The sequence below is a fragment of the Sorangium sp. So ce1504 genome (genome assembly GCF_051521635.1).
GTDB classification, from domain to species: domain Bacteria; phylum Myxococcota_A; class Polyangia; order Polyangiales; family Polyangiaceae; genus Sorangium; species Sorangium cellulosum_B.
Genome location: NZ_CP150365.1, coordinates 3,243,626 through 3,265,834, shown reverse-complemented (window position 1 = coordinate 3,265,834; position 22,209 = coordinate 3,243,626). Strand labels below are relative to the sequence as shown.

The window sequence follows — 22,209 nt, the reverse complement described above, 5'->3', positions numbered from 1 at the left end:
GGCGCGATCCGCCTGGGGCTTACCGCCGTGGCCTTTCGGGCTGCCGGTGCGTACCGCGCTGCCTCTCGGCGGCGGGGAAGCTGACCTTGCGGGTCGTCGACTCGTCCCCGGAGACATCGAACGGCCCCACCGCCTGCGGGTCGCTGACCGGCCTGCCGTTGTCGTCGACGAGCGAGAGCGTCCCGACATAGTCGTCGGCGACGAGCTGCACGCTCGCGTCGAACCGCTCGCAAGGGACCACCTGCCGCGTGACCTCGTTGTTCTTCGTGTTGATGAGGACCAGCTCGACCGCGGTCGCGCCGCGCGCCTTGCACTGAGCGGCGTCGGTCTTGTCCTCGATGGACCACTGGACGGTCACGAACCCCATGTCTTCAGGCTGTGCGCCTCCTGGCTCCGTCTCGCCGGTCGTATTTTCCGTGCACGCGACCACCATCGCTGCACATAGCCCTGCCAGAGCGTAGACACTTCGCATACCTACCTCGCTGTGCTCGCTGCGGACTCCAGCGCCGCGCCCCGCATCCAGCAACGCGGATGCCACGCGGCCTCGCGGCGAGCCTGCGAGCCCGGCGCTCTCAGGCAGGGCTTGAAATGGCCGAGCTGGTTCGCCATGTTCGCCGTCCGATCGAACGCGAGCGGCGCCTCGCAGCAGCGGCGCCGGGCGGCGGGCGGCGTCGAGCGACGCCGCCGAGGAAGCACGACCCCGATGCGCACGCCCGAAGATGCTCGCGACAGCCGCCAGGAGGCCGCGTTGGGCGTCGCCTACGGGATCGCGGCCTACAGCTCCTGGGGCCTCGTCCCCGTCTTCTGGAAGCAGCTCCGGCACGTCGGCGCGGTCGAGCTCCTGGCCCATCGCACCGTGTGGAGCCTGCTCTCGTTCGTGGCGCTCACGCTGGCCACAGGGCAGGGCCGCGCGCTCGGCGCGGCCCTGCGCGACCGGCGCGTCGTCGCGGCGATGGCGGTGACCGGCGCGCTCGTGTCGGCGAACTGGGTCCTCTTCATCTACGCCGTCGCGGTGGGGCGCGTGCTCGACGCCAGCCTCGGCTACTTCATCAACCCGCTGCTCAGCGTGCTCCTCGGCATGCTCTTCCTGCGCGAGCGGCTGCGGCCCGCCCAGTGGCTCGCGCTCGGCCTCGCGGCCTCGGGCGTCGTGTACCTGGCGGTGCGCGCCGGCTCGATCCCCTGGATCGCCCTGGGCCTGGCGAGCACGTTCGGGGTGTACGGCCTGCTGCGGAAGGTCGCCGCCGTCGGCTCGCTCCCCGGCTCCACCCTGGAGACGTCGTTCATCGCCCCGCTCGGCGCGGCCTACCTGGCCGCCCTCCACGTCGAGGGCGCCGGGGCCGCGGGCCGCGCCGATCTGCGGACCCACTTCCTGCTCGCCGCGACGGGCATCATCACGGCCCTGCCGCTCGTCTGGTTCACGAACGCGGCGCGCCGGCTGTCGCTGACCACCGTCGGCTTCCTCCAGTACCTCGCGCCGAGCGGCCAGTTCCTGCTGGCCGTGCTGGTCTATGACGAGCCGTTCACCACGGCCCAGGCCGTGAGCTTCGCCTGCATCTGGACGGGGCTCGCGGTGTTCAGCGCCGACGCCGTGCTTCGCGCGCGCCGTTCGGGGAGGACGACCGCGTCCTGAGCGCGCCGGAGGCGAGGCGGGAGGAAATTGAACCGCCGAATGAGCTCCGAAGAGACCGCACCGGCATCTACCAGCGGCAGTATATCGAGTCGGCCCGCCGCTTTCCCGACGTCCCGCCGCTCAGCGCGCGGCAGATCGAGGCGCTCGACCTGTTCGATGCCCTCGCCAACGACCCCGCGCTCCACATGACCATGGAGCTCCGCCCGGGCGACATCCAGCTCGTGCACAACCCCACGCTGCTCCACGATCGCACGGCCTTCGAGGACTGGCCCGACCCGGATCGCAAGCGGCATCTGCTCCGCCTCTGGCTCGCTCCGCCCGGGGCGCGGCCGCTGCCGCCGGTGTTCCGCGAGCGCTACGGCGCGCTGACCCCCGGCGACCGCGGGGGCATCGTCGTACCCGGCACGCGGCTCCACGCCCCGCTCGATCCGGCGTGAGCGGCCGCGCCCGCGAGCACCGGGGCGCTCACCGCTGCTCGTCCGTAGGTGTCCCCACGTGAGCTCCTGCTCGCGGAGAAGCTCGAAGCCTCAGCCTCACCGCCGCGTGCGCGCGCTGCATGCCCATGGCGCGTGCGCTCCGCGAGGCAGCTCACCGCCGCGTGCGCACGCCGCACCCACACGGCGCCGGCACGCTCCTCGCAGCGCATCCCCTTCCCATGGCTCCCTTGCCTCCGGCCCGAGCGGCAGAGGAATGCGCCGGCAGCGATTCCAGTCCCGCGCCCGGCGGCGAGGCGCGCGTCCCGGCCGCTCCGCCCGCCGCCCCGGACGCGCCCGCCGCCCGCCGCGCGCGGCGAAAGGCCCTGCTCCACGCGGCGCTCGGCGGCCTCGGCCTGGCCGCGCTGGCCGCGCTCATCCGCCACGTCGGCGCGGCGGAGATGCTCGCCGCGGTGACCCGCGCCGCGCCGTTCGTGCCTTTCCTGATCGCGCTGGAGGCGGCGCGCATCGGCTGCGAGGCGCTCGCGACCGGCGTGCTCTGCGCGCCGCGGCGCGTCCCGGCCGCGGAGCTCCTTCGCATCCACGTCATCACCTACCCTGTCATCACGCTGATGCCGGCCGGCCGCCCCGCGGGCGAGGCGGTCAAGGCCGCGCTGCTCTCCCCCCACGTCGGCGCCGCGCGCGCGGCCGCGATCGCCACGGCGAACCAGTCGCTCGCGCTCCTGTCCTCGGCTCCACTGTCGCTCCTCGCGGCCATCGCCCTCTTCCACATCGGCGGCGCCTCTCCGCTCGCCCTCGGCGTGCTCGCGCACGCCGCCCTCCTGGTCGCGAGCGGCCTCGGCGTCGCCTTCGCCGCGCGGCAGCGCGCCGCCTCGGCGTGGATCACCCGGCGGTTCGCCCGCGCCGGCCAGCTCGCCACCGCCTTCCAGGAGGCCGTCCGCGAGCGCCCGCCCGTCCCGGCCTGGCCGTTCGCTGCCTGCCTCGCGGGCCGCGCGCTCCAGGCGGTGCAGTACGGCGTGCTGCTCGCCGTCGTCGGCGCCGAGAGCGGCCCCCTCCGCGCGCTCGCCGCGTACGGCGTGGGCGCCGCCGGCACGGCCGCCGGCGACCTCATCCCGGGCCAGATCGGCGCCACCGACGGGGCCTTCACGCTCGCCGCCTCGCTGCTCGGCCTCACCGCGAGCTCCGCCGTCGCGATCTCGCTGCTCGTCCACCTCCTCCAGGCGGCCTTCGCGCTCGCGGGGATCGCCGTCGCGCTCGTGTGGCGCCGCAGCCCTCCGGCGCCCTGAGCCGAGCTCGGCTGGGACCAGGGGAGTCGCGCGCCTCCGGCGTGCGCTCAGCCGCGCTCGCGCTTGATGCGCTCCAGCTCCGCCAGGGCCTCGGCCAGCCGCCGCTCGGCCTCGTCGGCGCGCAGCCGCTCCTCGTCGGCGCGCTGCTGCTCCTCGTCGGCGCGCTGCCGCTCCTCGTCGGCGCGCTGCCGCTCCTCGTCGAGCCGCAGTCTCTCCTCATCAAGGCGCAGCTCGGTCCGCTCGATGCGCGCCTCTAGGTCGCCCAGCATCGTGCCGAGCCTGGCGAGCAGCTCGTGCGTCTCCGGCAGCGCAGTCTGCCCGCGGAAGAAGCGCAGCCGATCCCCCTCCAGACCCAGATCCAGGTCGAGCACCGTGCTCGCGAGCCGGCCCTCCTGCGGGACGATCGGCTGGTAGCGCGCGCTGCCCTGGGCGAGCCGGAAGCCGCGAAGCCGGCGGCGCCGCCGGTCGAAGACGAAGTACTCGGAGATGCCCAACGACGCGTAGCGGGTGACGTTGTCCTCAAGATCCTTCTTGCTCTTCCCGCTCCAGAGGATCTCCAGCGCCAGGTCGACGCCCTTGCCCTCGGCGCTCACGGACCAGTGGGCCCGCTCCTTCACCTCCACGTCGAGCACGGCGATGAGATCGGGCGCGAACATCCGCTCTGCCGGGTAATAGACCGGCAGCTCGCACGCGAGGTACACGCGCCGCCCGATGCGCTGGAAATACCCGCCCAGCGCGTCGCGGGCCGCCACCTTCGGGTTGAAGTGGAAGTCGCCCTCGGGAGGACTCGCCTCCGAAACATCGAACTCCGACGGGAGCGTGTCGAGGACGCGCTGCCGCTCCTCCAGCGTCATGCGGTCCCAGAGGTCCTGCGGGGGGGCCCGAGGATCGTCGGGGTCGATCTCCCAGGACGTCGGCGCGCGCTGCATGGTCCGAGCATAGCGAGCCCGCGCGGACGCGACCAGCCAGGGCCTGACAGCCCCGCGCTCAAGCCACGCGCTGGAAGCAGGCCGCCGTTCGGAGAGATGCCGCTCGCCGGCTTCCGGCTCGCAGCGCCGCGCAGCCTCGCGTGCTCGAGGATCTGTAGAAGCCGCAGAACCGACACGTGCGCGTCCGAGGACGCCTCCGGTGCCGAGGCAACGGCGCGCAGGAGGGCTCGTCTGTTCTCCGCTGCTCGAGGCCCCACCGGGCGCGCGCGAATCCCGCGAGGATCCGATCCACGACGTCGTGCAGTGCTCGTCGATCCGGCGCGAGGTTCAGCATAGGATGCAACGGTCAGCTGTTGCCTGCGCACGGTGCCGCCGGCCCATGGCGGTGGCCGGGGGAAGAGGGCGCAGGCCGAGGAGAGGGCGACTGATGAGGAAGCGGGTGTAGGGCAGGATGGCGACGCTCTGCGTTCGGCATGTTGCGGCGAGCGATCCGCCGCAGTTCGAGGTCGCCCGGCCCGCTGGGCGCGCGGCGCAACCGGTCGCGGTGGTCCCGCCGGCCGAATTTCCGGTGGAGGGGCGGCCGAACAGCGACCTTCTCGGGGAGCTGCAATGGTACCTTGAGGGCTTCCTCGACTATCCGTTCTCGCCGGAGACGGAGCACGCGGAGCGCGTCCTCACGGCGCTGCGCACGTGGGGGCAGCGGGCGTTCCAGGTGCTGTTCGATCGCGCCGATGCGGGCGGGATGCTCGCCGCGGCGTCAGCGGGAGGGTATCACAAGCTGCTGCTCCAGATCTGGAGCGATGACCCGAAGGTGCTCGCCTGGCCCTGGGAGGCGCTCCGGGATCCACAGGGCCGCGCGCTGTCGCCGGCGTGTCAGATCGAGCGACGGCTCAACCGCGCTCAGGACCCGCCCCCGGTGCCGGCAGAGCTGCCACGGGACCGCGTGAACATCCTGCTGGTGATCGCCCGGCCATACGAGGGGGACGTCCAGTTTCGATCGATCGCCCGGCCGCTGGTGGAGCTGATCGAGAAGCAGCGCCTGCCGGCGCGGGTGCATGTGCTCCGGCCGCCGACGCTGGATCGGCTCCGGGAGCACCTGCGGGAGCGGCCCAACCACTATCACCTGGTGCACTTCGATGGACACGGGGCCTATGGCCCTCAGGAGGCGCCGACGGGCCCGCATGCCTACGGAGCGCCGGAAGGGCGGCTGGTCTTCGAGGACGATCACGGGAAGCAGGCGCCGGTCACGGCGGAGGTGCTCAGCAACCTGCTCCAGGAGCACCACGTCCCGGCGATGGTCCTGAATGCATGCCAGTCCGCGATGCTGGATGAGCAGGCGGGGGATCCGTTCGCGTCCGTGGCGACCGCGCTGATCAACGCGGGGACGCGCAGCGTGGTGGCGATGTCCTACGCGCTGTACGTGAGCGGGGCCGAGCAGTTCCTGCCGGCGTTCTACCGGCGGCTGTTCGAGACGGGCGCCTTCGTCGAGGCCGCCCGCGCCGGACGCCAGCAGATGTTCGCGGCGCGGGGGCGCGTCTGCGCGCGCGGCCGATTCGACCTCGAGGACTGGCTCGTGCCTGTCGTCTACCAGCAGGATACCGAAGCCCTGACCTTCGCTGCAGTGGCCCAGCCGCCGGCATCCGCGCCGGGGCGCCTCCCCGAGGAGGCGCTCGACGGTGAGAACCCGTACGGGTTCATCGGGCGCGACGGGGCGCTCCTCGAGATCGAACGCGCGCTCCGGCGTCCGGTGCCGGCGATCCTGATCCATGGCCTCGGCGGGGTCGGCAAGACGACGTTGGCGCGCGGTCTCGTCGCGTGGCTCGCTGCGACCGAGGGGCTCGGCGACGGGTGCCGCTGGCTCTCGTTCCATGACATCCGGAGCGCCGAGTATGTATTCAACCAGCTTGGCGGACCTGTTCTTGGCGACGCGTTCCTTGCCTTGCGCGACGTGGAGCAGAAGATCGAGGCGCTGGTCCGGTTTTACAAGAAGCACCGCTTCCTCCTCGTGTGGGATAACTTCGAGGTGGTCGCCGGCTCTCCGGAGTCCCCGACCACGTCCACGATGTCGGAGGGTGATCGGCAGCATCTGCGATCGTTCCTGCAGCGGCTCCGCGGGGCGCCAACCAAGGTGCTGATCACCAGCCGGAGCGAGGAGGCGTGGCTGGGCACGGATCAGCGGCGGAAGGTCTCGCTCGGCGGCCTGCACGGGGAGGAGCGGTGGGCTTACTGCGAGGCGCTCCTGGGGGATCTCGGGATCGCGGCCGACCGGACGGACGAGAAGCTGGTCGATCTGATGGACCTGCTTGGAGGGCATCCGCTCGCGATGCGGGCCATTCTTCCTAGGCTCGAATCGTGTAGCGCCGGGCAGATCGCCAAGGTGCTCCAATCGAATCTGGCGGCGCTCGGGGAGGAAGGGGACGAGGCGCTGAGGAAGCTCCATGCCACCCTGCAGTTCGTGGAGGCGGGGTTGCCGGAGGATCTGGGACCGCTGCTCGTCCCGCTCGGGCTGCATGAGCGGTACGTGGACGGCGGCTACCTGGCCGCCATGGCGGCGCGGGTCGATGTTGCCTGGACGAGGGAGCAGATCGATCGGTTCCTCGGGGCGCTGGTCCATGCGGGGCTGCTTCGCAACGTGGGCCGAGCGGTCTATGAGATGCATCCGGCGCTCTCGGGGTTCCTGCGTTCGGGAGCGGCGTCAACGACGCGCGATCCGGTGCGCGATGGCTGGCGCCGAGCCTTCGTGGACGTGATGGGAAGACTCGCCGATGCGCTGGCTACTCGGGAGCTGCATGAGCAGCGTGCGGCCTTCCATGTCCATTCCGTCAATTTCTATAGCGCTTTGGTAGAAGCAGAGCGGCTTGACATGGCCACACATCAGGTGGCACTGACGCTAAGCATTGCAGATCACGCGTACAACACGCGAAGCTTCGCAGAAGCGGAACAACTCTCCCAGCGGCTCTCAAAGAATTCTAGAGATGCCGGAGACAGTGTGTTCGAAGCGGCGGCGTATCACCAGCTCGGGCTCGTCGCGCAGGAACGCCGGGATTTTGCGACGGCCGAGCACTGGTATCTCAAGTCGCTCGAGATTAAGGAGAAGCACGGCAACGAGCGCGATGCGGCGAGCACCTATCACCAGCTCGGGAGCGTCGCGCTGGAGCGCCGGGACTTTCGGTCGGCCGAGCGCTGGTATTTCAAGGCGATCGAGTTCAAGGAGAAGCACGGCAACGAGCGCGACGCGGCGAGCACCTATCACCAACTCGGGATGGCCGCGCAGGAGCGCCGGGACTTTCGGTCGGCTGAGCGCTGGTATCTCAAGGCGCTCGATATCTTTGAGAAGTATGACAACGAGTACGATGCGGCAAGCACCTATCACCAGCTCGGGAGCGTCGCGCTGGAGCGCCGGGACTTTCGGTCGGCCGAGCGCTGGTATTTCAAGGCGATCGAGTTCAAGGAGAAGCACGGCAACGAGCACGGTGAGGCGAGCACCTATCACCAGCTCGGCATCATCGCGCAAAAATGCCGGGACTTTCGGTCGGCCGAGCGCTGGTATCTCAAGGCGCTCGAGATCTCTGAGAAGCACGGCAACGAGCACCTTGCGGCGAGCACCTATCACCAGCTCGGGATGGTCGCGCAGGGGCGCCAGGACTTTCGGTCGGCCGAGCGCTGGTATCTCAAGGCGCTCGAGTTCAAGGAGAAGCACGGCAGCGAGCACCGTGCGGCGAGCACCTATCACCAGCTCGGGACCGTCGCGCAGGGGCGCCTGGACTTTCGGTCGGCCGAGCGCTGGTGTCTCAAGTCGCTCGAGATCTCTGAGAAGCACGGCAACGAGCACGGCGTGGCGATCGCCTATCTGCAGCTCGGGATCGTCGCCGGTCTCCAGAGCAGCTTTCAGGATGCCGGTCGATGGCTGATAAAGTCTATCCAGGAGTTCGCCAAGTGCCACGACCCTGAGAATGCTCACAAATGCCTGTCGAATTTCCGAATCTTCTACGACCTTGCCCCCGCCCCCGATCAAGCCGTTCTGAAACAACTCTGGGAAGCTGCCGGCCTGGGCGAGCTTCCCCCTCCTCCTGACCCCTCCTCGTGATCCACCGGAGCCCATCCATGAACGACCGACTCGCCACCCTCGACGACGCCACCGCGGCGCGCCTCCTCACCACCATCGCCACCCCGCGCCTGCGCGACGGCACCCTCGCCACCGAGCTCACGCCGGACCTGCGTGCCGCCCTGGAGACGACCTACGGCGTCGCCGCGGCCCCTACCTCCGAGGGCGATCTTGCCCGCCTGGTGCTCCAGCTCCTTGCGACCGATCCCGCGATGCAGCCCGTCATCGCTGCCCTGCTCGACGGCCCCCAGCCAGAACACTTCGGCGCGCCCAGGGCTCCGGCGAAGACCGGTCGATCGATCGGCGTGCTGGTCGCGGCGCTCCTGCTGCTGCAAACCCACGTGCGCTTCGAGCGGGACCCGAGCGGGACCTGGAAGGTGCTGGTCGAAAAGCAGCCGACCAGCGAACAGCTCCTCGGGCCGATCGTCCAGAAGATCCTCGCGCTCCCTTCCGCCGGAAAGGCGCCCTGATCCCTGGTCGCAGGCGGCGCGCCCCGGTTGCAGGCGACGCGCCCCGCCGGCAGCGCCCGGCGCGCCGAACCGGCCCGGAGCCTCATCGAGCCGAGCGTGATGCCGCGCGGGCGCTCCGCGGCCCTCAGCCGCGCTCGCGCCTGAGGCGCTCCAGCTCGGCCAGGGCCTCGGCCAGCCTCCATTCGGCCTCCTCGGCGCGCTGCCGCGTTTCCTCGAGCCGCCGCTCCGCCTCATCGAGCCGCTGCTCCGCCTCTTCACGCAGCGCCATGTGGTCGTTCACCATCGCGCCGAGCCTGGCGAGCACCTCGCGCGGCTCCGGCAGCCGGGCCAGCGCGTGGTAGAAGCACAGCCCGTCGCCCTCCAGGCCCAGGTCCAGGTCGAGCACGGCGCTCGCGAGCAGGCCCCCCTTCCGGGTGATCGGCTCGTAGCGCGCGCTGCCCTGGGCGAGCCGGAAGCCGCGCAGCCGGCGGCGCCGGCGGTTGAAGACGAAGTACTCGGGGATCCCGAGCGACGCGTAGCGGGCGGCGAGGTTCTCGATCTCCTCCTTGCTCCGCTCGTTCCAGAGGATCTCCAGGGCCAGCTCGACCCCCTTGCCCTCGGCGCTCACGGACCAGCAGGCGCGTTCCTTCTCCTCGACGTCGCGCACGGCGATGAGATCCGGCGCGACCATGCGCCCTGCCGGGTAGTAGACAGGCAGCTCGCACGCGAGATACACGCGCTTGCCGATGCTCTGGAAGAACCCGCCCAGCGTGTCCCGGGCCGCCACCTTGGCGTTGAAGTGGAAGTCGCCCTCGGGCGGGCTCGCCTCGGAGATCTCGAACTCCGACGGGAGCGCGTCGACGACGCGTTGCCGCTCCTCCGGCGTCATCCGGTCCCAGATCTCCTGCGGCGGGGCCCGCGGATCGTCGGGGTCGATCACCCAGGATACCGGCGCGCGCTCCATGGTCCGAGCATAGCGAGCCCGCGCACGCGCCACCACGGCACGCGCCCGACCCGGCACGCGCCCGACCCGGCACGCGCTCGGGCTCGGCCCGTCGGGGGCGTTCCTGGGCCGCGCCGAGCAGCGCCGCCTCCCCCGCTCGCGCTGCTGGCGCCTCAGGCCGTGCCGAGCAGCGCCGCGCTCCCCGCGCGCGCGGCCTTGCGCCCGGCGGGGTCCGCACCCCCGCTTGCGCTCTGCACTGCGTCCCGGGAGGGGTCCGGCGCCCCGGCCAGCGCTCTGCATTGCGGTCTGGAGGGGTCCGGACCCCCCTTCTGGCACAAATAGGAGGGTGTGCGGAGGCTCTTTGGCACAGAATTTCGTCGAAGAATGCGTTTTCTGGCACAATCTTGCCCTGAAAATCGCTCCGCCGAGCGTTCTCGAGGGGTCCGGACCCCGGTGTGTCGCAATGCATTGCGTTTGTGCCGGTGCCGGACCCCCTTCCCTTGGCACAGAACAGCGCCGTTCTGGCACAGAACCAGGACGCGCCGCTCCCTCCGGGGGCCGCCCGCGGCGTCGGTCCCCCGGCGTCGGCCCCCCAACCTGGGTCGGCTCCCCAACCTGGGTCGGCTCCCCAACCTGGGTCGGCTCCCTGGGTCGGCTCCCTCGGCTCCCTCGTCCCGTCCCTCGACCGGCCGCCCGGCAACCGCCTCCCTCCCGCGCCTCGCGGCGGGGCGGCGCTCGCGACCGCGGCAGATCGCTGGCCACCCTCCGGCGGTTCGTCCTACGGTGTGCCGTCATGACGGAGACGACCGGCGGCCCTGGACGGGACGTGCTCACCCAGAAGGAGGCCGAGGAGCGCGCCGCGCGCATCGGCAGCGCGCGCTACGAGCTCTCCCTCGACCTCTCGCGCGGCGCCCGCGGCTACCGCGGCGAGGCGATCGCCTACTTCGACGTCCGCGGCCGCGGCGACACCTTCATCGACTTCCGCGGCCGGCGCATCGAGCGGCTCGAGATCAACGGCGTCGAGGTCGAGCCCGCGTGGTCCGACTGCCGCATCCTCCTCCCGGGGAAGCTGCTCGACCCGGAGACGCGCGTGCGCGTCGTCTACGAGAACGACTACGATCACACGGGCGACGGCTTCCATCACTTCCGCGACCCGGAGGACGGCGAGGACTACCTCTACTCGGACCTCGAGCCGTTCAGCGCGCACCGCGTGTTCCCCTGCTTCGATCAGCCGGACATCAAGGCGAGCTACCGGCTCTCCGTCACCGCGCCCGAGGACTGGGAGGTCATCGGCAACGCCCGCGTCACCCGCACGTTCGGCGCGGGCCTCGGGCGCACGACGCGGGTGTTCGAGGAGACGACCCGGTTCAGCACCTACATCTTCGCGCTGATCGCCGGCCCGTACAGCGGCGTCCGCGACGAGCACCGCGGCATCCCCCTCGGCCTCTACTGCCGCAGGTCGCTCGCGAGGCACCTCGACGCCGAGGAGCTCTTCGCGATCACGAAGCAGGGCTTCGACTTCTACCCGGAGTTCTTCGACTACCCCTACCCCTTCACCAAGTACGATCAGGTCTTTGTCCCGGAGTTCAACGCCGGCGCCATGGAAAACGTCGGCGCCGTGACCCACAGCGAGCGCATGATCTTCCGGGACCCGCCGACGGACCACCAGCGCCTCACGCGCGCGGAGGTGCTCCTCCACGAGATGGCCCACATGTGGTTCGGCAACCTCGTGACCATGCGGTGGTGGAACGATCTCTGGCTGAACGAGAGCTTCGCCACGTACATGGCCTTCCTCGCGATGGAACAGGCGACCCGGTTCCAGCCGGCCGTGTGGAAGGCGTTCAACGTCATGAAGAGCTGGGCCTACCGGCAGGACCAGCTCGTGACGACGCACCCCATCGCCGGGGAGCTCGCCGACACGGAGCACACGTTCCTGAACTTCGATGGCATCACGTACGGCAAGGGCGCCGCCGCGATGAAGCAGCTCGTCGCGGCGATCGGCCTCCCGGCCTTCCGCGAGGGGATGCGCCGGTACTTCAAGCGCTACCAGTACGGCAACGCGACGCTGCGCGAGTTCCTGTCCGCGCTGGAGGAGGGCTCCGGCCGCGACCTCGGCGCGTGGTCGCGCCTCTGGCTCGAGCAGGCGTCCCTCAACACGCTGACGGCCGAGTGGGAGCCCGAGGGCGACCGCATCGGCCGGCTCCGCGTCCTGCAGACGGCGCCCGCCGACTACCCGACCCTCCGGCCGCACCGCATCGACGTCGCGCTCGCGCGCGAGCGCGAGGAGGACGGCGCGCTCGTCATCGACTCGGTGCCCGCGGAGATCGACGGCGCGGCGACCGAGGTCGCCGCCGCGCGGGGGCAGCGGGCGCCGCTCCTCGTGTTCCCCAACCACAACGACCTCACGTTCGCGAAGATCGCGCTCGACCCGGCCTCGCTCGCGTTCGTGCGCGAGCACATGGGCCGCGTGGACGATCCGCTCCTGCGCCAGCTGCTCTGGTCGTCGCTCTGGAGCATGGTGCGCGACCAGAAGCTCGCCTCCCCCGCGTACCTCGCGCTGGTGAGGGACAAGCTGCCCGCCGAGCCGGACCTCTCGCTCGTCGACCCGGTGCTCACGAACGCGGTGACGGCGCTCGCGCGCTACGTGCCGGATCCCCTGCGCGAGGCCGAGGCGAGCGCGTTCACCGGCCTCGCCCTCGCGGCCCTGCGGTCGGCCCCCCGCGGCGACGCGCAGATCGTGTGGGCGCGGGCGCTCTTCAACGCGGCGTACTCCGCGCCGGATCTCGCGCTGGCCGCGCGCCTCGCGGACGGCGAGATCGAGGTGGACGGCCTCGCGATCGACCAGGAGATGCGCTGGACGGTCGCCGTGAAGTGGATCGCGCGCGGCATGAAGGGCGCGGAGGAGCGGCTCGCGGCCGAGCGCGAGCGCGACCCGTCGGACCGCGGCCAGCGCGCCGCGCTGCGCGCCGAGACGGCGCGCCCGGATCCGGCGGTGAAGGCCGCGGCGTGGGCGCGCTTCCACGAGGACGGGTACGGCTCGCTGCACCTCACCAGCGCGGCGATGTCGGGCTTCAACTGGTCGTTCCAGCGCGCGCTGCTCGATCCGTACGCGCAGGCGTTCTTCGAGCGGGTGCAGCAGATCTTCGAGACGCGGACGCACGAGCTCGCGTCCGCGTATTTCACGCATCTGTTCCCCTCGTACCGCGTCGATCGGGACCTCGTCGCCCGCGCGGAGGCGCGGACCGCGGCGCTCGGGCGGGCCCCGGACGGCGCGCCGGCGGCGCCGCGGCTGCCGATGCTGGTCCGGATGCTCCGCGAGGCGAGCGACGACCTCGTGCGGGCGCTCGCCTGCCGGGAGCTGGCGGCGGCGAGCGCCGAGGGGCACCGCCCGGGGGGCGGGGACGCCCCCGGCTGAGCGAGGAACCAGGGAGAGCGGCGCTCGAGGCGACGATGATCGTGCAGCTCGGGAAGACGTCCCACACGTGGACGCGCGCGGACCTCGAGGCGAAGCTCGCCGGCCACGCGCGCGTCCTCATCGACGTCGGCACAGGCGACGGCCGCTTCGTGTACCGCTCGGCCGGCGCCCACGCCGATACGTACTGCATCGGCATCGACCCCGCGGGGGAGCGGATGCGCGAGGTGTCATGGCGCGCCAGCCGCAAGGTCGCCCGGGGCGGCCGGCCGAACGCGCTCTTCGTCGTCGCGTCCGTGCAGGCGCTGCCCGAGGAGCTCACCGGGCTCGCCCACACCCTCACCCTCAATTTCCCCTGGGCCTCGCTGCTCTCGGCCCTCGTGCTGCCCGAGGCGCCGGTGCTCGAGGCGCTGCGCCGGCTCGTCCGACCGGGCGGGGAGCTCATCGCGCTGCTCAACCAGAGCGTCTTCGACGACCGGCCCTACGCGGCGCGGCTCGGGCTCCCCGAGCTCTCGGACGCGTGGGTCGATGACACGCTGCGCCCCGCCTACCGCGCGGCGGGCTTCGAGATCCGGGCGAGCGAGCTCGTCGAGGGGGACATGCCGCACCAGACCAGCTGGGGACAGCACCTCACGCTCGCCTCGGGCCGGAGGACGCGCCTGCTCACGGCCGAGGCGATCGGCTGAGCTCGTCGGTCGACCAGGCCAGTTCCGTGCGCCAGCGATCCCTGGCGGGACTGTTCCGCGGCGGCGAACCGTGGACGCCGGCGCCCGTGGTCACTGCGGTGCTGCGATCGTGATCGAGGGATCGAACCAGTAGTTACCGATATATTCTCCGCCGATCGCGCAATAGAACTCGAGGCCGTACTGGAGCGTGCCCGGAGTGGCGAGCGCCGGAACAAGGATGTACGGGTTGCGCTTCACCGGCGAAGTCAGGCTGGCGTCATGGCGGGTGACCAGGTAACTGGTGTTGTCATTCTCCGGCGCCCACGGAGAGTTCGAGCCGGCGACATAGTCGTAACCATACGAATTGACGCGAGTGTCCCGGAAGCTGATGTCTCCGATGACCGCATCCCCGCCGGTGAGGTCATCGAGGTTAATCGGGCTTTGATCCCAGCTCATCGCGACGAACCCCACCGGGGCGCAAGCCACACCGATGTTGGAGTTCGAGTCCTGGACGTAGATGAGAACCTCCTCGTTGAAGTACACAGTCACGGGAGTGTCCCCGCTCTGGTTGGTGTAGGTGCTGGGGTCGTCTCCTCTCCCGAACTTGAGAGGAGGGTGCGGGCCCGGATAATTGTTGGGATTACCAAACTGCCCTCCAGGATTCTGCTTGTTGATGGTCCCCCCGATCCGCAGATTTCTGCCCCTCACCTCGTGACGCCTGGGGCGAGCGCGGGCGGCCGGGAAGTTCGCCAGCGCGAGGCGCGGCGGTAGAGATCGAGCCCAAGCGGTGCGCTGGAAAGAAGAAGGCCCTGGGTAGCGACCAGGGCCTTCCGGGGATCGGCGACAGACCGATGTTCGGCCTGTCTCGCACGACCCAGCCGCCGAGGGCAACTTCCCGGCGCCCTGGTCCGGGGACTCGTGCAAGACAGCTTCCGGCTCGCCCGCTGCGGGCTCTGCGCCGTGATCTTCTTCGTCTGCGGCCGGTGTGATCGAGGGCAGCTCTACTGCGGCAGCGGCTGCCGCGACACGGCTCGCCAGCGGGCGCAGCGCGCGGCTCGGCTGCGGCACCAGAGCTCCCACGAGGGGCGCCTCGATCACCGTGATCGCCAGCGTGTCTACCGCGCCCGACGGGGCCGGCGCGTGATGGATATCGGTTCCGACAACTTGCCCGCATCCGCCAGCGTATGCCCGCGGATCGGCGCGCCGACGTCGAAGGACGACGTGGCCGTCGCCGGCCCGCAGGAGTCGAGGGATGGACGAGTTGGTGATGACGATCTCCGCGACGCCGCAGGAGACGCGGGTGCTGCTGACGCAGGGGCCCGACGAGGTGATGAAGGCCCGGCTGCGGTCAGTGGCCACGCCGGCGCATCGGTTCGCCGGGCCGATGCTGTGCGAGTCAATGGCGCTCTGGCACGACCAGAGGGTCCGTGCTGTCGTTTCTGCGGAGTCCGAGGACATCTTGTTCGCGCTGGGTTTGTGCGACGGCCTCGGCGTCGCGCGCGCGACGCTGCACTACGTCGTCGAGCCTCTGTTCATGGACGCCCCGCCCCGCCGCGGGCAACGCCTGCCGGGACTCGGTAACTTCCGCGGCGAGCATCGCCTTCGCAGGAGCCTCGGTCGATGACGATCGACGAGGCCAAGGAGGCGGAGATCCGCCGCCTGCACTTCGCCGAGCACTGGAAGATCGGCACCATCGCGACGCAGCTCGGCCTGCACCACGACGCCGTCGAGCGCGTGCTCGGCCTCGGCAAGGGGGCGCGCTCGCGGCCCGTCGTTCGCGACGCGGATGCCGCGGTGAGCGAGGTGCCTTTGCCGCTGCGCGGCTACGAGGCCTTCGTCATCGAGACGCTGACACAGTATCCTCGGCTCCGCGCCACGCGCCTGTACGACATGCTGGTGGAGCGCGGCTACGAGGGCAGTGTGCGCACGGTGCGACGGCATGTTCGGCTCGTGCGCCCGGCGCCGAAGAGCGAGGCCTTCCTCCGCGTCGAGCCGCTCATCGCCGAGCAGGCCCAGGTCGACTGGGCTTACGTCGGCAAGCTGCGCGTCGCGGGCGGCACGCGCCAACTCTGGGCCTTCGTCATGGTCCTGTCGTACTCGCGCGCGATCTGGGGTGAGCTCGTGCTCGACCTGTCCGCAAGCTCGCTTCGCCGCTCGCTCGTGCGCGCGTGCTGCTACTTCGGCGGCGCGACGAGACAATGGCTCTTCGACAATCCCAAGACCGTTGTCCTCGAGCGCCACGGCGACGCCGTGCGCTTCCACCCGGACCTGCTCGCGCTCGCCGGTCAGCTCTGCGTCGCGCCGCGGCTCTGCGCCGTGCGCAAACCGCAGCAAAAGGGCAAGGTCGAGCGAGCGATTCGCTTCCTGCGCGACCGCTTCTTCGCCGCGCGCACGATTCGTGACCTCGAGCGTGGCAACGCCGAGCTGCTCGTCTTCCTCGACGAGATCGCCAACGTGCGCCCGCACCCGCGATGGCCTGAGCGGCGCGTCGACCAGGTGCTCGCGGAGGAGAGGACGCGGCTGCTCGCGCTGCCCGATCCGCTGCCGGAGACGGACCTCGTCGAGCCCGTGCCCGTCGACAAAACCGCCTTCGTGCACTTCGACGGAAACCGCTACTCGGCGCCGTCGATCCACCACGGCAAGACGCTGATGCTCGTCGCCAATGACACGACCGTGCGGCTCTCGGACGGCGGCACGGAGGTCGCGCGGCACGTGCGCTGCTGGGGACGACACCAGAGCATCGAGGCGCCCGAGCACCGTGCCGAGCTGCTCGACCACAAGCGCGCCGCGCGCGAGGCCAAGGGGCGCGATCGGCTCGGCGCCGCGATCCCCGGCTTCGAGATCCTGCAAGAGCGCTGGGTGGAGGCCGGTCGCAACGTCGGCTTCATGACGGCCAAGGCCCTGCGCCTTCTCGACCTGTACGGCGTCGAGATCCTCGGCGCTGCGGCGCGCGAGGCCATCGCCCGCGGCACCCACGATCCCGGTGCCCTCGCCGTGCTCTGCGAGGAGCGCCGCCGCGCCGCCAACGGCCCTGTCCCCGTCGACATCGCTCTCGGAGCCCACGTCCCCGATCGCGACGTGATCCCCCACGACCTGGAGTCCTACGATGCCCAACGATGACGTCGCTGAGCTGGTTCGCTCCCTCGGCGTACGCGTGTCGCGCGAGGCGCTGCTCGCGCTCATCGCGCATGCCACCACGGCGCGCCTGTCGCCGGTGCAGACGTTCGAGGAGCTCGCCGCCATCGCCCACCGCGAGCGCGCCGAGCGCAATCTCGCCGCGCGCGCCAAGGCGGCGACCATCGGCACCTTCAAGCCCCTCGATCGCTTCGACTGGAACCACCCGCGCACGATCCAGCGTGAGCTCGTCGAGGAGCTCATGACGCTCGACTTCATCGCCAAGGGGCACAACATCCTGCTCCGGGGTCCGAGCGGCGTCGGCAAGACGATGCTCGCCCAGAACCTCGGCATGCTCGCGCTCCAGCGCGGCTATACCGTGCGCTTCACGACGCTGTCGGCCGCCCTCGCCGATCTGCTCAAGCAGGAGTCGCTGCCGGCCCTCGAACGACGGCTGCGGAAATACACGGCCCCGTCGCTGCTCATTCTGGACGAGATCGGCTATCTGCCGTGCAGCCGTCAGTCTGCCGACCTGCTCTACAACATCATCAGCCGCAGGCACGAGAGCCGCTCGCTCGTGCTGACGACGAATCTGCCGTTCAAGCAGTGGAGCACGGTCTTTCCGGGCGCAGCGTGCGTCTCGGCGCTGATCGACCGCTTCGTCCAGCACTGCCACATCCTCGACATCGACGCCGACTCGTGGCGGCAGAAGGAGTCGCTGGCCATGAGCGAGGCGCGACCCAAGCCGGGGCCGGAGGCCCCCGAGCCGCCCGCGGCAGCGAAGAAGCGCTGACCCGGCCGACGCCAGGTCAGATTTCCGCGGCGCCCGGGGTCAGATTTCCGCGGGCGCCGCGGTCATTTTTCTGCGGACGCGCGCGGCACGTTTCCGCGGATCTGCGTGGTTAGATTCCTGCGGATCTCCGAGGCCATCTACATCTGCTTGAGAGCATTGCTATCGATCAGAAAAATGATGTGCATTGTCATGTTGTTCTCTTCCATCCGTGGGCGTTTACCGCGCGGACCTGGGACGCAGGCGCGGCAGCGGCGCTCCCCTCGGTCAGCTAGCAGCGCTTGAGCGCCTCGCTTCTCTGGCGCAGCGTCACAGCAAGCGACGTGCCACCAGGACCGGCCTTTCGGTCCCCCAGCGCAAGGGCGCTTCCTCCGCAGGAACCCCCCACAGGCGCCTGGGCGTCCGACCTTCCGGCACGCCTCGCCGCCCCCGTCGCGCTGCAGGCCTTGTTTCCCGCCGGGAAGCGCCGCTTCATTTCGAGACGCAAGGCCTCGTCTCCCCCGCGCGGGTTTCGCCCGACGCGCCTGCCGCAGATCCGACTGGATCTCCGCCGGCGCTCCACCGGTCGGCTCGGTCCGAGATCGCCCTGAAGCCTCACCGAGAGCAGCGCCGAGCCGTCCAATGGCGGCTGGCATCGTCATTGCAACATTCGCATCACGGTGGTTGCCCTCGGCCACGACCCGACCTCGGCCAATCCGAACCCGGAACGTCAACTCCTCCAAATGCAGGAAGCGCAGCGATCATGACAAGATTCTCTCGAATGCTCAGGGCGGCAGCCGCCTTTCCATTCATCGCGGGTGGAGCGATGGCTACGATGGATTGCTCTTCGAGCGGCCTGACGAAAGACCCTCAGCGACCGCCGCAGACGGATGCGGCAGCACAGTCGGGCGCTCATGCAGATCAGGCGAAAAACGTCCTTGCGGCGGCTCAAAATGGCTTGCCTCAGTCGCTGCCGCGGCCAAGCAGCCTGGTGTACAGCGCCCAGTTCGCCTGGCAACAGTTCCTCGCATTGAACCGCGTCGCTGCCCAGCCGGACGGCCAGACCATCCGGCGAGGGACCCCCCAGGGCGAGGCTCTGGGTCAATCGAATGATCTCCTGGTCTGGCAGACCTATGCCCACAAGACCGAGCTCCGGCCCAATGGACCGCTCACGCTCCCCTGGGACAAGCTGGGCACGCCCACGTACACGAATGCTTACCAGGTGGCGCTCTCCAAGGGGACCAGCGACGCAGAGCTGGGTCTCTGGAACAACCTCGACGAGGATAGCGAGATCGCCTCCTGCCAGATCTTCGGCCAGTACGCGCGACAGCCGCGCGCTCGGAGGCAAGATTCGCTGATCTTGTTCGAGGCGAAGGTGAACCGGGACGAGTACGAGTACATCCGCAACAAATACCCTGATCAGAACACGGGCAACGTCGGCGATATCGCGAAGTGCGACGGGACCGGAGCCCACGGGAGCCTGTGCGCAGCCCAGCTCAGCGCGCGGAACGACATACGGAATGGGAAGTACGACCATGCGGCTCAATGCAGCTGCCCGCCGAGTCAAGCGATCTGCCTCCCCTGCGGCGACGGTACGAACGACGGGGCCATCGAGATCAAGGCCGCATGGCGAAAGCTGCTCCCGTCCGAGGACGCCACCCAATATTACACCTCCAAGGCCCTCTACTATCAAGACGAATACGATCCGGGGTCACAGACCTACAAGTACAAGTACTACAACGACACGTTCGCGCTGATAGGGCTTCATATCATCAGAAAGCTGCAGAATTACCCGGACTTCGTGTTCACCTCGTTCGAGCACGTCGGAGAGGCCAATGCAGGCGATGAGTACGTCACGCTCGACGGCGACGGAGCGGAGACGTCAGCGCCGGCGCCCGCGACGCGGCAGAGCCCTGACCCCAACACGGACCGCAAGAAGAACCACGCGATCCCAGCGGACATCCAGAAGGTGAACGATCTCATGCGCCAGCAGCTGCAAGGTTTCCGCTCGGTCTGGGCGAACTACCAGCTCATCGGCGTGCAGGCCGACGTGACCGACTGCGGCATCATCGGCGCCCCTCCCCCGAAAGCGAATCCCACCGATTCGGATTCCATCAAAATGGAGGCTGGGCTCGCCTGCATCAGCGCGCAGGACGGCAACGTGGGCAAGTGCCTGCAGGAGGATGCCAATTACTACATGGCCAACCTGTTCGTCGAGTCGGACAAGTTCCTCAACAACTTCAGCGGCCCAGGCTTCGGCGGCAACACGTTCGGGAGCTGCGACAACATCGTATACAACAAAGCGACGTACAACATGGGGGGCTGCAAGGGATGCCACGGCGTCGCGCAGACCGCGTTCGGGACTGACTTCAGCTTCCTGCTCGACTTTGACAACGGCAAGCCGGGCACGGCACCGGATACGCTCCAGCCCCCCTATGCCGACATCAAAGGGTTGAGGGTCTCCTCGAGCAAGGTCAGCGTCACGCCCGTACCAGGCTCCGGGCAGGTGTGCGCGTCCTTGACCGACTCCTTGACCGACCCCTCGACCGAGAGGTGCATCGACTATTGCAGACACCAGTGCGAGACGAAGGCTTGCATCGCTTACAACGCCAGCAAGGCGGGTTGCGAGCTCTTCACCCCGGACGTGCCGATGTCGTCGCTGTCGCTGGCTGACGCTCAGGGATACTATGCCCTCCTCGCGCCGGGGACGATCCGTCCTCCCACGATCAAGACTGGGCAACCGCAGAAGGCGGTCTTCCCTGGGGGGTATCTCCACCGCTCCAGTCGTAAACACTGAGTTCAATCTCGACAACGAGCCCAAGGAGCCAGCCATGGCAATCCAGCAGACCTGTCAGCAGATCCCGCTCACGCCCGCGATGCGTGAATTGATCGACGAGCTCAAGCGCCTCATGGCCAATCCTGTGGTCGAGGCGGCGTTCAACGAGGCCGTCGCGCACGTGCGGCCCTTCGTGGAGGACGGGTCGAAGAACCCGTGGGTCGGAGCGACCGCCGAGTACTTCGTGAGCTACTTCGAGCAGTGGTTCACGTTTCTGCCCGAGCCCACTGGAGGCCTGGGGAAGATCGTACCTTTCACCTACTTCTACCTCGACAACAAGTCCGCGTTCGCCTTCCTGAACACGTTCAAGAGCCGCACGATCAGCAAGGAGTACACGACCGAGATCTTCAACTGGACCGTCAAATTCATCAAGGAGCGGGGGCGGTTCATGGACTCTCCGGAGTCGCTCAAGTTCATCGAGGCCTGGCTGAAGGATCCCGGGACTCACATCGAGGACTTCATCGTCCCCGAGGGCGGCTTCAAGTCGTTCAACGACTTCTTCACGCGCAGGCTCAACCCAGCGAGAGATCCCCGGCCCGTCGCGGCGCCTGATGACGATTCGGTGCTCGTGGCGTCCGCCGACTCGGAGATCAACTTCATCCTCTCGGACCTCACGCTGACGAAGAAGCTCGACGTGAAGTCACGTCAGCTCAACATCACGCAGCTCCTGAACGGGTCGAAATACGCAGCGAAGTTCGAGGGCGGCACGGCCGTCTCCTGCGTCCTCATGCCCCCCAACTACCATCGCTACCACGCTCCTGCCTCCGGCCGGATCGTCGAGGGGGTGGAGGTGCCTGGAATTTACAATGGCATCATGGACGGGGATCACTGGTTCAACACCATCTTCAACGTCGGCGAGAGCACGACGGACTTCAGCATCTTCGAGGACTTTCATCGCTCCTACTTCGTCATCAGGACCGAAAAGCACGGGTACGTCGCCGTGATCCCGGTTGGCCTGAACACGATCAGCGCGATGTATCCGTCGCTCGTCAACAACCGGTCGACGCTGGTCCCGGTCGGAGGCGAGCCGGTCCCGGTCAAGAAGGGCGACGAGCTCGGGCACTTCGCGTACGGCGGCTCCCTGAACATCCTGCTCTTCCAGAGAGGCGTGTTCAACGCCGTTTCGGTCCTGATGGGGAGCCGCCTTGGTTCCCTTGGCATGCCATCCACCCCTGAGGCATTCCCGAGGACTTGAAGAGTCGAGCAGCGCCGCGCTCTCACGACGGCACGCGTGAGACAAACGAACTCCAGCGCGGCCCCGGGGCGGTTTCGGCGCTGTCGAGCAGGACATCGAAGTTCGAGGGCGTTTGAGCGCGTTCTTTGCGGGACGTGGCGCAACGCACGGCGAAGCCCTTGCGCTCGACTCGCGCCGGAAGGTCGCCTCGCGCCGCTGGACCATCCGCGAAGCACTACCGGGAGACCCACGATGGCGATCAATGAGAAGCCGATCCTCACGGACTCCTCGCCCCCGGGGTGCACCTGCGGGTGCGCTGCTCCTTCGCCGCGCTCGGCCGGCGTCTCCACGCTGGCCAAGCGCGCCGGCCGGCACCTCCCGCTCTTACCCGCCATCGGTATCCGTTCTGTAGACCACATCGTCGCGAGGTGCGCGCCGTCACCGTAGATTCGCGACGCGATGC

16 protein-coding genes are annotated in these 22,209 nt (G+C 69.4%); 12 read left to right on the top strand and 4 right to left on the bottom strand.

Features of this window, described 5'->3' with window-relative positions; genetic code table 11:
- Positions 1-19 precede the first annotated feature (19 nt).
- Entirely contained in the window at positions 20-367 is a 348-nt protein-coding gene (locus WMF39_RS12660; protein WP_437745781.1) for a hypothetical protein, read from the bottom strand.
- Positions 368-703: 336 nt separating this feature from the next.
- On the opposite strand from WMF39_RS12660, the gene rarD reads away from it, so the two are divergent.
- The 3 genes from rarD (at position 704) to WMF39_RS12645 (ending at position 3,350) form a co-directional block, all read left to right on the top strand.
- Positions 704-1,630 carry an EamA family transporter RarD gene (rarD, locus tag WMF39_RS12655; protein ID WP_437745780.1) on the top strand — a complete coding sequence of 309 codons (927 nt, stop codon included), beginning with the start codon at positions 704-706 and terminating at the stop codon, positions 1,628-1,630.
- Positions 1,549-2,067 carry a TauD/TfdA family dioxygenase gene (locus WMF39_RS12650; RefSeq protein WP_437747970.1) on the top strand — a complete coding sequence of 173 codons (519 nt, stop codon included), beginning with the start codon at positions 1,549-1,551 and terminating at the stop codon, positions 2,065-2,067. The genes rarD and WMF39_RS12650 overlap by 82 nt, the downstream gene beginning before the upstream one ends.
- A 218-nt stretch (positions 2,068-2,285) precedes the next feature.
- On the top strand, positions 2,286-3,350 hold the full coding sequence (locus tag WMF39_RS12645; RefSeq protein WP_437745779.1) for a lysylphosphatidylglycerol synthase domain-containing protein: 1,065 nt from the start codon (positions 2,286-2,288) through the stop codon (positions 3,348-3,350).
- Positions 3,351-3,397: 47 nt separating this feature from the next.
- Here the strand turns inward: WMF39_RS12645 and WMF39_RS12640 are convergent, their stop codons facing one another.
- Positions 3,398-4,279, bottom strand: a complete 882-nt coding sequence (locus WMF39_RS12640) for a Uma2 family endonuclease (protein ID WP_437745778.1) — start codon at positions 4,277-4,279, stop codon at positions 3,398-3,400.
- Positions 4,280-4,730: 451 nt separating this feature from the next.
- Here WMF39_RS12640 and WMF39_RS12635 point away from each other — a divergent pair, with 451 nt between their 5' ends.
- Positions 4,731-8,366, top strand: a complete 3,636-nt coding sequence (locus WMF39_RS12635) for a tetratricopeptide repeat protein (protein WP_437745777.1) — start codon at positions 4,731-4,733, stop codon at positions 8,364-8,366.
- A 17-nt stretch (positions 8,367-8,383) separates the two neighbouring features.
- The gene (locus WMF39_RS12630) at positions 8,384-8,854 is read left to right on the top strand and encodes a hypothetical protein (protein ID WP_437745776.1); all 471 of its coding nucleotides are present in this window, start codon (positions 8,384-8,386) and stop codon (positions 8,852-8,854) included.
- A gap of 124 nt (positions 8,855-8,978) precedes the next feature.
- On the opposite strand, the gene WMF39_RS12625 is transcribed toward WMF39_RS12630, so the two are convergent.
- On the bottom strand, positions 8,979-9,797 hold the full coding sequence (locus tag WMF39_RS12625) for a Uma2 family endonuclease (protein WP_437745775.1): 819 nt from the start codon (positions 9,795-9,797) through the stop codon (positions 8,979-8,981).
- Positions 9,798-10,569: 772 nt separating this feature from the next.
- Between WMF39_RS12625 and pepN the strand changes: the two genes are divergently transcribed.
- Together pepN and WMF39_RS12615 are read left to right on the top strand one after the other, a co-directional pair.
- Complete coding sequence (gene pepN / locus WMF39_RS12620; protein ID WP_437745774.1) at positions 10,570-13,191, top strand: aminopeptidase N; 2,622 nt, start codon at positions 10,570-10,572, stop codon at positions 13,189-13,191.
- Between the two features lie 35 nt (positions 13,192-13,226).
- The gene (locus WMF39_RS12615) at positions 13,227-13,874 is read left to right on the top strand and encodes a class I SAM-dependent methyltransferase (protein ID WP_437745773.1); all 648 of its coding nucleotides are present in this window, start codon (positions 13,227-13,229) and stop codon (positions 13,872-13,874) included.
- A 90-nt stretch (positions 13,875-13,964) separates the two neighbouring features.
- On the opposite strand, the gene WMF39_RS12610 is transcribed toward WMF39_RS12615, so the two are convergent.
- A complete protein-coding gene (locus WMF39_RS12610) occupies positions 13,965-14,402 on the bottom strand; it encodes a hypothetical protein (protein ID WP_437745772.1) in 438 nt (145 codons plus the stop codon).
- Positions 14,403-15,105: 703 nt separating this feature from the next.
- Here WMF39_RS12610 and WMF39_RS12605 point away from each other — a divergent pair.
- The 5 genes from WMF39_RS12605 to WMF39_RS12585 all read left to right on the top strand — a co-directional run bounded on the left by WMF39_RS12605 (position 15,106) and on the right by WMF39_RS12585 (position 21,767).
- Positions 15,106-15,477, top strand: coding sequence for a hypothetical protein (locus WMF39_RS12605; protein WP_437307435.1), 372 nt, complete (start codon positions 15,106-15,108; stop codon positions 15,475-15,477).
- Positions 15,474-16,973 carry an IS21 family transposase gene (gene istA, locus WMF39_RS12600; protein ID WP_437740574.1) on the top strand — a complete coding sequence of 500 codons (1,500 nt, stop codon included), beginning with the start codon at positions 15,474-15,476 and terminating at the stop codon, positions 16,971-16,973. The genes WMF39_RS12605 and istA overlap by 4 nt, the downstream gene beginning before the upstream one ends.
- A complete protein-coding gene (gene istB / locus WMF39_RS12595; RefSeq protein WP_437740573.1) occupies positions 16,960-17,760 on the top strand; it encodes an IS21-like element helper ATPase IstB in 801 nt (266 codons plus the stop codon). The genes istA and istB overlap by 14 nt, the downstream gene beginning before the upstream one ends.
- 967 nt (positions 17,761-18,727) lie before the next feature.
- A complete protein-coding gene (locus tag WMF39_RS12590; protein WP_437745771.1) occupies positions 18,728-20,533 on the top strand; it encodes a hypothetical protein in 1,806 nt (601 codons plus the stop codon).
- A 34-nt stretch (positions 20,534-20,567) separates the two neighbouring features.
- A complete protein-coding gene (locus tag WMF39_RS12585; RefSeq protein WP_437745770.1) occupies positions 20,568-21,767 on the top strand; it encodes a phosphatidylserine decarboxylase in 1,200 nt (399 codons plus the stop codon).
- The last annotated feature ends 442 nt before the right edge of the window (positions 21,768-22,209 follow it).